At 66.7% G+C, this 14,997-nt stretch carries 12 protein-coding genes; 4 read left to right on the top strand and 8 right to left on the bottom strand.

Annotated elements, in window-relative coordinates; translation table 11 throughout:
• The first annotated feature begins 318 nt into the window (after positions 1–318).
• From SH602x_RS23885 to SH602x_RS23875, 3 genes are all read left to right on the top strand, one after another.
• Positions 319–1,773, top strand: coding sequence for a hypothetical protein (locus tag SH602x_RS23885; RefSeq protein ID WP_479474655.1), 1,455 nt, complete (start codon positions 319–321; stop codon positions 1,771–1,773).
• A 376-nt stretch (positions 1,774–2,149) separates the two neighbouring features.
• Positions 2,150–2,812, top strand: coding sequence for a hypothetical protein (locus SH602x_RS23880; RefSeq protein WP_479474654.1), 663 nt, complete (start codon positions 2,150–2,152; stop codon positions 2,810–2,812).
• Between the two features lie 98 nt (positions 2,813–2,910).
• Positions 2,911–3,639 (top strand): hypothetical protein, encoded by a 729-nt coding sequence (locus tag SH602x_RS23875; protein ID WP_479474653.1) that lies wholly within the window; start codon positions 2,911–2,913, stop codon positions 3,637–3,639.
• 449 nt (positions 3,640–4,088) lie between these two features.
• Here the strand turns inward: SH602x_RS23875 and SH602x_RS23870 are convergent, their stop codons facing one another.
• The 7 genes from SH602x_RS23870 to SH602x_RS23840 all read right to left on the bottom strand — a co-directional run bounded on the left by SH602x_RS23870 (position 4,089) and on the right by SH602x_RS23840 (position 12,660).
• On the bottom strand, positions 4,089–6,686 hold the full coding sequence (locus SH602x_RS23870; RefSeq protein ID WP_479474652.1) for a hypothetical protein: 2,598 nt from the start codon (positions 6,684–6,686) through the stop codon (positions 4,089–4,091).
• Between the two features lie 114 nt (positions 6,687–6,800).
• Positions 6,801–7,205, bottom strand: a complete 405-nt coding sequence (locus SH602x_RS23865) for a YajG family lipoprotein (RefSeq protein ID WP_479474651.1) — start codon at positions 7,203–7,205, stop codon at positions 6,801–6,803.
• 115 nt (positions 7,206–7,320) lie between these two features.
• Positions 7,321–8,283, bottom strand: coding sequence for a DUF1559 family PulG-like putative transporter (locus SH602x_RS23860; RefSeq protein WP_479474650.1), 963 nt, complete (start codon positions 8,281–8,283; stop codon positions 7,321–7,323).
• Positions 8,284–8,787: 504 nt separating this feature from the next.
• A complete protein-coding gene (locus SH602x_RS23855; RefSeq protein WP_479470622.1) occupies positions 8,788–9,069 on the bottom strand; it encodes a hypothetical protein in 282 nt (93 codons plus the stop codon).
• Positions 9,070–9,232: 163 nt separating this feature from the next.
• Positions 9,233–10,705, bottom strand: a complete 1,473-nt coding sequence (locus SH602x_RS23850) for an aldehyde dehydrogenase family protein (RefSeq protein WP_479474649.1) — start codon at positions 10,703–10,705, stop codon at positions 9,233–9,235.
• A gap of 170 nt (positions 10,706–10,875) precedes the next feature.
• Complete coding sequence (locus tag SH602x_RS23845) at positions 10,876–11,184, bottom strand: hypothetical protein (RefSeq protein WP_479474648.1); 309 nt, start codon at positions 11,182–11,184, stop codon at positions 10,876–10,878.
• Positions 11,185–11,427: 243 nt separating this feature from the next.
• Complete coding sequence (locus tag SH602x_RS23840; protein ID WP_479474647.1) at positions 11,428–12,660, bottom strand: metallophosphoesterase family protein; 1,233 nt, start codon at positions 12,658–12,660, stop codon at positions 11,428–11,430.
• Between the two features lie 303 nt (positions 12,661–12,963).
• Between SH602x_RS23840 and SH602x_RS23835 the strand changes: the two genes are divergently transcribed.
• Positions 12,964–13,974 carry an NADP-dependent oxidoreductase gene (locus SH602x_RS23835; RefSeq protein ID WP_479474646.1) on the top strand — a complete coding sequence of 337 codons (1,011 nt, stop codon included), beginning with the start codon at positions 12,964–12,966 and terminating at the stop codon, positions 13,972–13,974.
• Between the two features lie 228 nt (positions 13,975–14,202).
• Here the strand turns inward: SH602x_RS23835 and SH602x_RS23830 are convergent, their stop codons facing one another.
• Complete coding sequence (locus SH602x_RS23830; RefSeq protein ID WP_479474645.1) at positions 14,203–14,763, bottom strand: PRC-barrel domain-containing protein; 561 nt, start codon at positions 14,761–14,763, stop codon at positions 14,203–14,205.
• Positions 14,764–14,997 lie beyond the last annotated feature (234 nt).

Here is a 14,997-nt window from a genome sequence, read left to right as displayed (position 1 = left end):
GCGCCCGGACGAGGATCCGCGTGCCAGACGACTCGCCTTGTCTCGACACGCCCTCCGCGGTAACAAGTCTGTCTGCGCCAGCAGTCGCGTGCGGTCAAAACCGGTGGATCGATCCGGGAAAACTTGAACGGGGCGTTTCACCCCGCCGGGGCGCTTACGGTTCTGATCGCGAACGCACGAACGCATCGGGATATTTCAGCCGAATTCCAATGGCGTTGCCCGCATTCGTCCGTTCGGATGGACCGCTGCTGGTCGCGTTGCTGCCGTCCGCGCACGAATCGGCCCCGGTCGATGCCGATTCGATCCTTGAATGAGACGATGGATCGTTCCATGAAGTTCGCCGCGAATCGCGCCGCCGTTCGGATTCTCTGCGCCCTCGCCGGCGCCTTGCTCGTTTCGCCCGCCATCTCGCCGGCCGTCGGGCAGACGTACGACCTGCGGCCCGCTTACCGCGTAGGCGATTTGTTCCGGACCGACATCATCGTCGAACTGAAGGGGGAGCTCTCCTCCAAGCCGTCGCCCGACGCCGACCCGGTGAGCAAGCCGTTCAAGGTTTCGATCAAGCAGCGGTACGACGAGCGGATTCTGGAAACGACGCCCGACGGACGCATCCTGCGGAGCATGCGGTACTACACGAGCGCCGACGGCGATTACCGCTACGGCGATCTCGAGGCCGAGCCGACGCTCGCCAAGTTCGGTCCCGACTGGCTGCTGTTCGATCGCGAAGGAGCGCAGCCGCTGGTCTGTCCCCGCCGGCTGGTCTTCCGGCAGGAGATGGAGATGCTCGACGTGCCGGGGAACCCGGGCTTCGTCGCGGATCTGCTCACCAAAGAGCCGGTCGCCAAAGACGCGACCTGGCCCGCGAAGAATACGGCGCTGACCAAGCTTCTGGTCATCGACGCCGTGAGCGAAAGCGACGTCGCCACGCGGATCGACTCGGTCGACGGCGATAACGTCTCGCTCGTCAGCGAAGGCGAAGTCGCCGGCGCCGCCTCGGGCGTCGCGACGGACGTCAACCTGCGCGCCCGGACCGTCTATTCGCTCAAGGAGCGTCGTCCGCTCACGTTCGCCATGACCTGGCGGGAAGTTCGCTCGATCGCGCATGCGGAGCCGGGGTTCGACGTCACGGCCACCATTCGCCTGGCGACCTCCCGCATCGATGCGAGCGAGGCGCTCGCGGACGATCGCATCGAGCCGTTGCCGAAGAAGTACCGCATGGAGATGGGCCTGCTGAAGTACGAGTCGCCGTCGAAGGACTTCCGCTTCGTGCAGGACCGGCGGTGGTTCGTGACCGCGCCGGACGAAACGAGCGCCGTGCTGAAGCTGATCGACCGGGGCGAACTCGTCGCGCAGTGCAGCCTGGTTCGCCTCCCCCCCGTGGCCAAGGACGATGTGTACTCGCTCGACGACTACAAGGCCGAGGTGCAGGAGAAGCTGGGCGAGAGCTTCGGACGCTTCGTCGACACGCGGGAGTTCGAGACGAAGAAGGGCGTCCGCGTGATGAAGCTGCACGTCGACGGTATGGCCCAGGACCTGGAAATGCGGTGGATCTATTACCACCTGTCGGAGCCGTCGGGCCGGCACGTGGCGATGATCTTCGTCTACGAACCGCAGTTCGAGACGACGTTCGGAGACGCCGATCGCTGGGTCGTGGAGAATTTCGAGTTCCTGCCCGTGTCGACCACAGGAGCCACCGAAGCGAAGGCTCCCGCGTCGGAAAAGCCGCCGGCCGCTCCCGCCGCGTCGCTGCTGCCGGGTAGCGAGCGTCGCTGAGCGGCGGCTATCGTGAAGTTCGCCGTGCGCCATGGCTGGCTTGTCCAGCCGTGCCGGCATCCAGGCCCGGTCCGCCACGGTCATCCGTCGCCGAATCGAACTTCCCCCACGCGTTGATTCGCATCGGGCCGAGCGGTACGAGGCGCTGCACGGCTGGACGAGCCAGCCATGGCACACGGGCCACTCGAATGCGCCCGTCGGACGGACTGGTTCGGCCTCCTCCGTCTCGCAAAGCGCTCTCCGCATTCGCACGCCCGTAGTTCGCGCGCGAGCGTCCGACTAGACTGGCGATCGATTCGCCGCCGTCTGCCGCGATCGTTCGCGTCCGGGCAAACGGGCAGGGCCGTCGCTTCCCACTCTTCTCCGGTTCCAGGCCATGTCCGCGCCTGACGCTCGCTCGTCCGCTCCCGAGTCCCGGTCGGCTCCCGAAGGCGCCGCCAAACGCTCGAGCGGTTCATCGACCCGGCTGGTCGTCCTGCTGCTGATCCTGCTGGTCGTCGGCCTGGCCGCCGGCTGGGATTACCTCATCGCCCGGCCCGGTTACGAACAGGCGCTGGAGAAGGTCGAGCCGCTGCTCCCGGGCGGCGACGCCGACGACGAGGAAGGGGCCGAGGTCGCAGGCGAATCTCCCACGTCGCCTCCCTTCAAGGTTTCCACGCAGGAGGACGTCCACGCCGTGCTCGGACTGACGCCGGCGGTGACAGAGTCCGCGGGCGCTTACCTGGTGGAACGCTACTCCTGGCGCCGCGGCATTCCCTGGCGGACCTACGACCTGTGGGTCATTTATGATGACGACGCCGGGCGCACGCTCCGAAACGCGACTTCGGTGCGCGAAGAGGCCGATCTCTACTACGCGACGGCCCTCCCGCCCGAAGCCCCTGCGACCGATCCTGCGATCGAATCTACTGCCGGCCCTTCGGCCGACGCGGCAGAAGCTCCGATGGACGAGCCGTCCGAAACCCCGGCTGACGCCTCCGATGATGCCGGGGCAGACGCTCCCGCGGGTGATGCGGCTGACGCTCCTGCCGACGACTCCTGAACGCGAACCGGTCCGACGCCCGGAAGTCGCTGCCTAAGCGATCGGGCGCGCCGCTCATCGAATCTCCCCTCCACGCCGTCTCTTCGAGGAACCGTTCCATGTCGGAAGCGCACGATCCCTCCGCTCCCCCCCCCAAGAAATCCTCCGCCGCGCTGAGGACGCTGATTCTGCTCGGCCTGCTGCTGCTGATCGTGGCGGGCGGCCTGTGGGACTGGTACGGCGCGAAGCAGCCGCGCGACGAAGCTTACGACCGCGTGCTCGCCGTGCAGGGCTCTCCCGGCGGGATCACCGATCCGGGCCAGCCCGCCACGACCCAGGCGGACGTGCATAAGGCAGTCGGCACGGAGCCGGCGGAAACGACGACCGAAGACGGCGTGATCTACGAGCGCTATTCGTGGCGCCGCGGCATCCCCTGGATGACGTACGACCTGTGGGTGCTTTATCGCGGCGACGAGAGCAAGGAAATGCTCGTTTCGCAGCTCGGCGAAGAGGGCAAGCCGGACACGATCTACGCCGCAAATTCCCGCGGCGGAAAGGCTCCCATGCCGGATCCTGCGACGGTTCGTCCCATCGTCGACGGCGAGTCGCCCTATCCGCCCCCCCGCACCGAAACGCCCGCAGAGGACGCCGCCGCCGAGACCCCTGCGGAAGAGGCGGAAACCTCGCCTGCGGAACCGGGCGATGCGCCCGCCGAAACGCCTGCTGCTGATGCTGAAGAAACGTCGCCCGAACCTTCGGCGGAGCCTGCTCCTGCTGAAGAGACGAGCGAAGAGGAAACTCCCGCTGCCGAACCGACGACGGAAGAGGGCGAGCCCGAGTCCCCCTAGGGCGAAGGGCGAACCATAAGCCGGGCGGCCTGACGCGCCGTCATTACTACCTCAAGGCGCCGTCGATTCGACGGCGCTTTTTTCGTCGGAGCTCGCCTGTTCGATTTCTTTGGATATTCGTAACGCTATATCCGGCAAGACCATCGGAAGAGTTGCTTTAATGCGAGCGTCGTGCGGCCCGGTACGTGCCTTTTAGTCGCCGCGTCGCTGAATCGCTCTCTCCGAAAGTCTTGCAGAATGTTGCTGGAAACGGCGTTGATGTTCGTGGGTTCCTGGATCTGCGTCGGTTCCGTCCTCTTCTGCGTCTGCCGTCCGATCGGCGACTACGAGAACCACGAGATCTGATCCCTTGCGTTTGACGAGAAGTCTCATCGACGAAAACCAGGTCGGCTCTGCCACGGAGGGCTTACACCCTCCGCTCGCCAGGGACTGACGCTGCACGCGACGCGCTACTTCGCTTCCGCCTGGCGCAGGGCTTCGCGATAGGGCGCCTCCCACTTCGTTCCGGCGACGCCGGGCGGAGCGAGTTGCACGTACCGCAGCAGGGTCGCCGCCTCGGCCGTTTCCCCCAGCGCGATCTGCCGCTGCGCGACGGCGAGCTTCGCCTCGAACCAGAGTTCCGAGCGCGGCCTGGCGGTCGCGGCGATCTTTCGCCACCGGTCGAGCGCCGCACGCTGATCGCTCGCTGCGGCTGATTCGCCCAGAACGCGGGCGTAGAGCAGTTGGATCTCCGCGTCGTCCGCACGCTCCGCGGCCAGACGCTTCAGATCGTCGAAGGCTTCCTTCCCGCGTCCCAGCGCGGAGAGCGCTTTCGCGCGGAGCTCCGCCGCCCGGGCCGACTGGGTCGCGTCGTTCCGCTCGCTGTCGGGCAGCAGCGCGAGACCCTGCAGAATCCGGTTCGCCGCCGCCTGGCGCCGCGGCACGGCCGCGTCCTGCAGCGCACGCTCCAGTCCGGCTGACGCGGGTTCGAGCGAGGCCGTTCCGCTGGCGGCCAGTTCGGCTAGCGCGTCGTCGATCTGCTGCGTTCGTTTCGGATCGTCGAAGCCGGCGATCACCCGCACGGCCAGCGCGTGCGACCGCAGGGCCGAGACGTCCTGACCCTCCGCCAGCTCCAGGATCGCCAGCGCGCGATCGGCAAGCGCGCCCGCTGCGGCAGACGCAGGCGGCTCGGCTTCCAGCGCCAGGCGACCCGCACCGGTCGCGAGCGCGGCCCCGCCGAGCGCGGCGGTCACGATCGCTCCCTCTTCGGTCGCGTCTGCATCGATCGGCCCGCGCGCCTTCGCTTCTGCCGTCTCGAGGGCCTGTTCCAGACTTCGCTGCAACGCGGCCCGGACGACGCTCGCGCCCTCCAGCTTCGTCTTCGCGAGCAGACGCTCCGCCGCGAGCACAGCCTCGGGCGCCGCTTCGGCGAAGGCATCACTGGTCGGTGGGACGGCGACGAGCAGGTCGAACGCCTTGCGCAAGTCGCCCTGATAGAGAGCCAGCCGCGCGCTCCAGAGGCGCACGGCGCCGATCTTCGGACTGGCTGGGAAACGGTCGAGATGTTCCAGGAGCAGATCGGCGTACCGGCGCGTCCACTCCGGTTCGATCCGCGCCTGCTGGGCCGCGTTCCAGATCGCGAGGTAGTGCCGCTCCGACGCTTCGGCGGCCGTCATCGACTTCTGCGAGAGCGTGCTGAAGCGATCGCTGGCCAGGCCATGGTTCTTTCGCGCCTGCTCGACGAGCGCCGCGCGGTAGGCGAACAGGTTCGCGTCGGGCGATCCGGCTTCGCGCGCCAGTTCGGCGGCACGGTCGTACGCGGCGATCGCCTCGGTCAGGTTCTTCCGCCGGAGATGGACTTCGGCCAGCCGCACGAGCTCGCCCGCGCCGCCGACGGAGGATCCGCCGCTTTCGACGAGGCGCCTGCCGGCGAGTCTGCCCCAGTAGGGACCGAAGCGCGTCTCCAGGTACTTGGCCGCATCCTGCGCCTTGCGTTCCCAGTTGGCCGCTCGCGTTTCGTCCTTTTCCTCCCGAAGCTGCTTCGCCCTCGCGAGAAACAGGTCGACGGCCACGAGCCCCAGTTCGGCGGAAGGGGGTTCGTCGCCGGGAGCGATTCGCTCCCACAAACCGAGCGCGGCGTCCGGATCTCCTTCGTCCATCAGCAGCCGCAGACGCTCCTCGTAATAGGCGTCCCGTTCCGCGGCGTCGAACTCGGCGGGCTTCCGTTCGGCGGCGATCCGTTCGAGCGTCGCTCGCGCCTGGTCGAACTGCCGAATCTCGCGATACGCCCGCGCACGCTCCGAGAGCGTGCGGACCCACGCGGCCTGATCGGGCGTCATACGACTGGCCAGGTCGTCCAGCCATTCAGCCGCCTGTCCCTGCGCGTTGAAGCGGTCGGGACTGCTGGGCGGATAAGAAAGCGCTCGCACGCGATAGACGAGCGCCGAGACGAAGCGGATCTCCTGCGACAGGGCCAGGGCTCTGCGTTCCGCGGTGGATCCCGGCCTCCGTGCGGCCTCTGCGGATAGGGTCGTCGACAGGGCCCGCCCCTGGTCGAGATCCCGCTCGATCGCTCGCAGCGCCGCGAGCGACCGGTCGCGTGCGTCCGCCGATCCGAGTTCCGCCTCCTGACGCCACTGATCCGCGAGCGCCAGTCGGGACCTCGCCGCCGCGAGCGTCACCTCGACCGCCGGTTCGAGCGGCGGATCGGTCGCCTGGTAGTCGGTCGCGATCTGCTCGATCTTGGCCAGCCGCGCGGGTCGCTCTTCCGCCGGGGCGTCGAGCGCGACCGCCCGCAGCAGCTCGATCCGCTGCTTGACGTACAACTCCCGCAGTTCGGGAGAGAGATCCCCTGCCGTCGCACGCTCGTCGAGATACTCTTCGGCGACGGAGTAGAGCCGGGTCTCGCGCAGTCGGTCGAGGAACGCCCGCTCTTCGCGGAAGTCCGCGGCGAACGCGGCGCCGCACGAAACGATCAGCAGCGCGACAAGGCGAAGCGCACGCGCCGCCCAAGCCACGACGTGCAGCGCAAGCGACGAAAGGGGGGGACGGAGCGAGAGCGAATCCATTCGGTAGTCGCAGGGGCCGGCGAAGTTCGTACGAAAAAGGGGTCGCGCCTCGCGGCGCAACCCCTTCGTTGTACTTCGTCCGTCAGCGATCCGTCGAGCGCGAAGCGCGATCTCCTACTTCGTCAGTGCGAAGTCGATCTTGCCCCCCTCGGGAGGAACGGTCTGTTTCAGCGTGGTTTCGGTGTTGTACTTCGTGGGGATGAACATCTCCATCGCCGGCTCGCTCGAACCGGGATTGTCGGTGTTCGCCTTTCCCGGGATGACGCGCGTGCCGCGGATCTCCACCTTCTTTTCGCCGGGCGTCGCGTCCATGGCGTACACGCCTCCGGAGATCCGGGCGGCGGTCGACAGGGCGGTCGGATCGGGCGGGATGAAGACGATGTCGCCTTCCGCGACGGGCGTTCCCTCGAAGGTCACGGCGCCGGTGACGCGGACCGTTTCAGGACCGGAGGGCTCGCACCCGGCGAGCGAAAGCAGCGCGATCGAACCGAGCGCGAGAACGAACGAAAAACGCTTCAAGGCCAGATCCCTTCGAACAGATCGACGAAAGACGGAACGTCAGAGCAGAGCAGGGCGGGCGAAGCGCTGCTTCGTCCGCCCTTCATCAAGCAAGCGACCGACGGCGGCGAGTTCCTTACGGAAGCTGCAGCGATTCGCCGCCGTTGACCGAACCGGAGGCCCGCCAGACCAGGATGTCGATCGTCTCCGGCACGAAGCGGGTCGACGCGTCGCCCAGCAGGACATTCACGCCGCCCGAGTGCCAGCTCCGGGCGTAGTTCCGGGTGTCGTCCGTACCGGTCAGCGACGTGCAGGGCGCCGGGACGAAGGTGGTCGACGTGCACTGGTAGTGGCGATCAGGCAGGTTCGTGTTCGGCGCTTCGAGCGTCGTGAAGCCGAAGCCGCCCCACCGGGCTCCGCCCCAGTAGGCGCCCGCTCCGCCCCAGCCGGCGTCGCCCGGTCGGCGAATGCTTTCGCTGGCGATGACGGTGTTCGACGTGCCGTCGGTGATGCTCGCCATGTTGCGCTTCGAGTCGGGATAGGCGATGCCGTTGTTGTTCGTGCCGAACCGCATGATGTCGTTGCCGGAGCAGAGGACGTAGTTCCCCTGGAAACCGTACCCGCCCGCACGCAGACCGCCGTTGGCGCCGACTGCCGGCAACTGGCCGTCCGAGGGGCACAGGAAGCCGGAGACTTCCTTGTCCTTGATCGCGGCGGCGACGTCCATGATCCACTGCGGGTTCTGGGTTTCGTACGCGTCGGCCATCGGCTGCTGTTCGATGAACGCCAGCGACCGCTGCATCCAGGAATCGCGCTTGCGCGTGATCATGGCGGCGTTGTCCACCCACGCGTACGGGAACTTCTTGTGCGTGTCGTGGTAGTTATGAAGCGCGATGCCGATCTGCTTGAAGTTGTTGCTGCACGACATGCGGTTGGCCGCCTCGCGGGCCGCCTGAACCGCAGGCAGCAGGAGCGCGACCAGCACGCCGATGATCGCGATGACGACCAGCAACTCGACCAGCGTGAAGCCGCCGCGAGCGGAGCCGAAGCGAGGCTGACGCGAGGCAGAGGCCGAATCGGTCGCCGCCGAAGCGTGCACCGCAGGGGACTCGAGAACGCGAGCTAAAGGGCGCGCAAGAAAGCGAGCGGAAGCGAGCAGGAGCATGCGGACCTCTCTCCGAACGGCGATGAAACCGATGAAACCGGCAGCGGTCCGTCCTCGAAGCGAGAGACGGAGAAGCGCGAACCGTCGACGCGGCGTGGGGAGCCGCCGCTACGTTATCGAACGGGAATTAGAATTCCGTTAGCGTTCGCAGCGAATGACGATTCAGTGGGAGAGGTACGTCTTCTATAGAGGAGCCGAATCGGCGGGTCAAGCGATTTCGCCGAAGGACCCGCGGTCGCTAGCGAACGTTAAGTTCTCTTTAGGGCACGGATAAGCGGATCCAAGGGGGCGTCAGTCCGCATGGCGTCCACCCTCGCGACTCGCCCGATGCACGGCGCCGTACTGCATCGGAGAATTGCGATAGGATTCTGGCAGTCCGCCGGACGCTCCCAGTCGCCCTGTCTTAGGGGCGTTATTTCACTTTGGTTCGGCCGTTCCTCAGGCGAAGGCCTGCGTCACCTGCAGCCACGTCCAGTAGAGAATGCCCCCCACGCAGGCGAACAGGAAGAGCGTGTAGAGGATCACGACCGCCGACCAGAAGACCTTCATGACCGGCGAAAATTTCCGGCACATGAAGATCAGCGGGATCCCGAAGACCGCGAAGACGGTGAAGCACGACAGCAGCACCAGGCCCGGGCTGTCGACGTACTTCCGCCACTGCGGATCGTCGGCGCGCGAGGGGGCAGTCGGATCGATCGAGGCGTCGGACGGTCGGCTCACGAGTAAGCTTCCGGCGAAGAACGATAACGGGAGGGCGGGGGACTCGAAGTCAAAAATGAAAAGGGCCGGACCCGCCGCGGCAGATCCGGCCTCACGATTATCGACCGGGATCGCTGCGTCAATCCGAGCGGACGAAGCGAGTCGGGCCGGACGCTGCGGCTCGTCAATCCATGCTGACCGTGATCGTCTTGTGCTCGAGGTAGGGCTTCAGGCCTTCCTCGCCCAGCTCGCGACCCATGCCCGACATCTTGAAGCCGCCGAACGGCGCGGCGGGGTCGAAGACGTCGTAGCAGTTGACCCAGACGGTGCCTGCTCGCAGGCCGTGGGCGATGCGATGGGCCTTCGCGACGTCGCGGGTCCAGACCGCGGCGGCGAGTCCGAACATCGTGTCGTTCGCCCGGCGGAGGATGTCGGCTTCGTCCTCGAACTTCAGCACGCTCATCACGGGCCCGAAGATCTCGTCGGTCGCGATGGCCATGTCGTCGGTCACGCCGGTGAAGAGCGTCGGCTCGACGTAGAAGCCCCGGTCGCCGAAGCGTCCGCCGCCGGTGCGGCACTCGGCGCCCTGGCTCTTCCCCTTCTCGATGTAGGAGAGGATCTTGTCGAACTGCGCCTTGTCGACCTGCGGACCCTGTTCGGTCGCGGGATCGAGCGGGTCGCCCAGCTTGACCGTCTTGTTCTTCGCCACGATCCGGTCGACGAACTCGTCATGCACCTTGGCGTCGACGAAGACTCGCGAACCGGCGCAGCAGCACTGCCCCTGGTTGAAGTAGAGCCCGAAGTGAGCGCCCTTCGCCGCCGCGTCCAGATTCGCGTCCGCCAGTACGATGTTGGGGCTCTTGCCCCCCAGTTCGAACGTCAGCCGCTTCAGCGAGTCGGCGGCGTTCTTCATGATGAGCTGGGCCGTGCGATGCTCTCCGGTGAAGGCGATTTTGTCGACGTCGGGATTGGCGACCAGCGCTCCGCCCGCCGTCGGTCCGAAGCCGGGCACGACGTTGATGACGCCGTCGGGAAAGCCGGCCTCCTGAGCCAGTTCCGCCATGCGCAGGCAGGTGAGCGGCGTCTGCTCCGCCGGCTTCATGACGATAGTGCAGCCTGCGGCGAGGGCGGGCCCCCACTTCCAGGCGACCATCAGCATGGGGAAGTTCCACGGGATGATCTGGCCCACGACGCCGACCGGTTCCTGCCGGCCATAGACGAAGTAGTTGCCCCGAACGGGAATCGTCTTGCCGTGGATCTTGTCGGCCCAGCCGGCGTAGTAGCGGAGCGTGTCGATCACCAGCGGCAGGTCGGCGGCCTTCGCGTCGCGGATCGGCTTGCCGTTGTCGAGCGATTCGAGCGCCGCGAGTTCGTCGATCTCTTCCTCGATCAGGTCGGCCAGCCGGTACATCAGCTTGCCCCGGTCGCGAGCGTCCATCCGGCGCCAGGGTCCCGACTCGAACGCCTTCCGCGCGGCCTGCACGGCAGCGTCGATATCGGCGGCGTCTCCTTCGGCGACGTCGGCGATGGGCTCTTCGGTCGCGGGGTTATACGTGACGAAGGTTTTGCCGCTCTTGGCGGGAACCCATTTCCCGCCGATGAAGCATTCGGTGCGACGAATCTGCGGAGCCTTCGTCGGTCGATCGACGACAGCCATTGCGGCCTCCTGATCGGTAGAGGGGAGAGAGAAGCGTCGAGCGCCGGCGATCCGCCACGACCCGCTCAAGGATCGCGCACATCGACTCGGCGGCCTACGCTTTCATCCTACCGCGTCAGCCGGTCGGAGGCACCGAAGAGAAGCCCTCGATCAGGCGCCAGGGTTCGGGCTCAGGCACGGCTCCAGGGCATCAGAAAGCGGCGAAGGCCGCGACGTCCCTCGGCAGCCGGGGGAGCCGTCTTGCGGGCGCCGTTCATCGCCTCGGCGACATAGCGCCAGCTTCGCGGCGACTGGTTGTCGGAGCGGAGAATACGGACCTCGGTGAGCTCTCCGTCGCGCGAATCGCGAAGCCAGCAGGAGCGCTCGCTCGTCAGGTCCGTCGATGAGTCGAACTCGAAGCGGTCAAGCTCGCCGACGAAGTTCGAAATCGGAATCGACTGCCCGTTGAGCAGGAGCAGGGAATACGCGTCCTTCGTCATCGCGCCTTGGTTCGACCTTTAGGTGCTTCGCCCTCGCGGAGCGGCGTTCCTGCCGCGTCACGATCGAAGGGCGCTGAACGAGGCCACGCAAGCGAAGCGCCAAGATGCCGGATCAGCGTTCGGTTTCGAGGATTACAGGCGATATTTTCCGAAGTCGTCTACGGAGGACGCCGAGGCTGGTCGCATTCCTTTACTCGCGGCGGGCCGGAGCGCCTGAGCCTTCGGCAGGGAGGCGCTACGGGATTAGGCGCTTCCTGCAGGAAGTTCGATGCGATAAATCGACTTGCCTGCGAGGTCGTTCATCTCGACCGTCAGCAGGTCGCGAGTCGCGGTCGCGAGCGTGAAGGTCGCGCCGCTCGGCTGGGGGCCGCCGCCGACGAGCTGGCCGATCGGGCGGTCGTTCTCCGCGGGCAGCCATGCGTGGCGATGCGTATGGCCCGAAATCACCAGCGTCACGCCCGCGTCGATCAGCGCCTGTTGCCACGCTTCGCGGCATGGCTTGCTGTACGTCCAGGGCGGTCCGTACGGCGACTCTTCGTGCCACCAGAGCGGAATGTGGCAGCAGAGAATCTTATGAGGCGCCTCGGCGAACCAGGCTTCCTGCGCGATTCGCGCCAGCCATTCCGCCTGCCGGCGCCGCATCGTCTCGAAGTCAGCCAGACCGGCGAAGACGGGATGGTCGTCCGGCTTGTCCTCGCCCGTATCCATCACCAGGACGGCGACCGGCCCGCTGCGAAAGGCGTAGTAGAAGCGATCGTCCGGCGTTCCCGTAAACCGCGCGAGCGACCGCGCGGCGGGACCGCGAACGTCGTGATTGCCGCGGGCGTACGCGAGGGGGCTCCGGTCAGCGATGGCGAGACCTCCGGGACAGAGGTACTGGTTCGCCATCTTCGCTTCGTCGTAGACGTCGTTCGTCTGATCGCCGTTCCACAGCACGAAGTCAGGCGCCGCAGCGATCGTTCGGGCATGAAGCGCCGCGATCGTCTCCTGGTTTTCGTGCGTATCGTTCCAGACGACGAAGCGAGTCGCGTCAGTCTGAGCATCGAGGGTTCGAAACGTACGCTCTTCGGAGACTTCCGTCCCGCCTCGCACGATTTTGTAGGCGTTCTGAAAGTCGATCGCCGTCGCGGTCACGCGGTACGCGACGGCGGCGCCGCCCGGCAGCGGAGGGAGTCGGAACTTCAGGACGTGCGAGTCGTACGGCAGCAGTCCCGCCGCCTCGGCATCGATTCGCTGCCACGCTTCGTCGCCGACGCGTATCTCCGCGAAGCCGGTCGCCGGCCTATCGATCGCCTGCAGAATCGTCAGGGCGTCAGGCGCCGGCCCGCTCAGCACGGGCGCGCCTGCGAGGACGGGTCGATCGCCGCTCGAAGTCGGCGACGCCGCATCCTGCGCCCGGCCCGACGGTCCGCTGGCGAGCAAAGGCGCGGCGGCGGATGCCGCGAAGGCGGTTCGCAGAAAATCGCGTCTTCGCATCGAAGAGGCTCTTAAGCGAGTAAACGAGGGAATGAACGATCGAGCAGGGGACCGAGGCGACGGTTCCCGGATCCGCGGGAGCGCAGCGGATTCCACGGGCCGCCCGACTTCGACGCCAGAAGCAGCTCGTTCATCCTAATCGCTTCGGCGAACTTCCGTCGCATGTCGCGAAGCGGACTCGCCGTAGCGGCTTCGATCGCAGCTCTCGATGTTCGAAACGTCGACAGGCGCCTGAGAAATCCGGCGATCGATCGCTAGCATGCCCTTTAGAAATCGATGCCCGACCCTGGAGAGAACGGCGCCATGCAGGCTTTCCGAATTCATGCGTACGGCGGTCCCGAACGTGGCCGGATGGAGTCGATCGAACGGCCCGAGCCGGGCGCGGGAGAGATCCTCGTCCGCGTCCATGCCGCGGCGCTGAACCCGGTCGATTACAAGTTCCGGCAGGGCATGCTGCGGGCGATCCATCGCCCCCGGCTGCCGATGACTTTGGGGAGCGACCTGGCCGGTACGGTGGAGGTCGTCGGCGCCGGGGCGACGAAGTTCGCCGTCGGAGACCGCGTCTTCGCCCGCACGCCCGAGCTGAATATGGGCGCGCTGGCGGAGTTCGCCGCGATCCCGGAAACCGTCGTCGCGAAGATCCCCGCGAACGCGAGCTTCGAACAGGCCGCCGCCGTTCCGCTCGCCGCGCTGACGGCCCTTCAGGCGCTGCGCGACGTGCTGAACGTGCAGCCGGGATGGCGTCTGCTCATCACGGGCGGAACCGGCGGCGTCGGTACGTTCGCGATTCAGCTCGCGAAGAGCAGGGGAGCGGAGGTCGTCACGACGGCTTCTTCGCGCGGGGCCGAGCTCGCGAAGCGAATGGGCGCCGACCGCGTGATCGACTACGAGCAGGAGAGCTTCGAGGACGTTCTCTCCGACCTCGACGGAGTCTTCGACCTGATCGGCGGAGCGACGCTGCGAAGATGTTTTCGCGTCGTGAAGAAGGGAGCGACGGTCGTTTCCATCGGCGGCGTGCCGGAGCCGCACACGGCGAAGGACCTGGGCGGCGGAGCGGCGCTGGCCGCCATGTTCGCGGCCATCAGCGTCCGGGAGCGTTTCGCGGCCTGGCGGAACGGCGCGAAGTACCGGTACTACTTCATGCACTCCAGCGGCAGCGATCTCGAAGAACTGACCGGGATGATCGAAGCCGGAACGCTGCAGCCGGTGGTCGACCGGACCTTCCCGTTCGCCCGGACCGCCGAGGCCTTCGCCCATCTCGAGGAGGGGCATGCGAAGGGGAAGGTGGTCGTGACGATGGACGAGTTGGGCTGAGTCGCCGCGCCGCGTTCTTCATTTCCGTGCAGCGTCTTGAATGGTCCGGCGGTCCACGGTTGGCTTGTCCAGTCGTGCCGAGTCCGGCAGCGCTATCACGGCCGGGCAAGCCAGCCGTGGCACACAGGATGAAGCCGCCTTCTCCTGGTGAAGCTAGCTCAAAAAAGAAGGGGCGCAGCGTCTTCGCGACGCCGCGCCCCTGGCTGTAAGAACCGGATCGTTGGCCTCTTACCGATCGCGTTCGACGCGCGGCGGAGTGACGTCGACGTCGACGCGCGGAGCGACCAGATCGACGTCGTCACCGTCGCCGTAGTACTCGTCGACCTGCTGCGTCCACTGGGTCTGGCTGGCCATGGCGGGCCAGTTGTCTTCGTCGAAGCCCGGCGCGTTCTTCAGCTTCTCTTCGGTCAGGCTCGTGGAGAAGAAGTAGACGTCGTCCTCCGTGTCCTTCATCACCTTGAACTGCTTCAGCGGGATGGCGAAGAGCTTATCGCCGAGGCCCGCGAAGCCGCCGTAGGAGACGGCGACGTAACGGATCTTGCCCGATTCGACGTCGACGACCAGATCGTGTACGGAGCCTACCGTATCGCCCTGCTGGTTCCGGACGTCGAGACCTTCGAGGTCCGAAGCGCGGAAGGCGAGATTCGAGGACGAACTTCGGTTCGCGTCGGCGTCCGCCTGCGCCTGGACTTTCACGCCCGGACGCGCCTCGGGCTGGTCTTGGGCGACCGCGAAGGGCGCCGCGACTAAGGCGCCGAGCGCGATCGTCGCAAAGGTTCGTTTCAACATGATGCTTCTCCTTCTCGAGCCGTCGAGCGCTCGACGCAGAGTCGCGTCCGAGCGTGCATTCGACGAAGTGACTACGCGAGAAGAAGGGTCGCAAACGAGGCGCCAAGAGTTCGTCGCACGCTTACGAGGTCGTTCTGCGGTACGTTCGGGTTGCCGGTCGCCCCGCGCGGTTGCGGAGCGACCGTCGCGCGGCGTACTCGCGCTCTTCGCTTCGCCGATGACGCCCCCAAGGCG

Source organism: Lignipirellula cremea (genome assembly GCF_056501455.1).
This window is presented reverse-complemented; position numbering and strand designations above follow the sequence as displayed.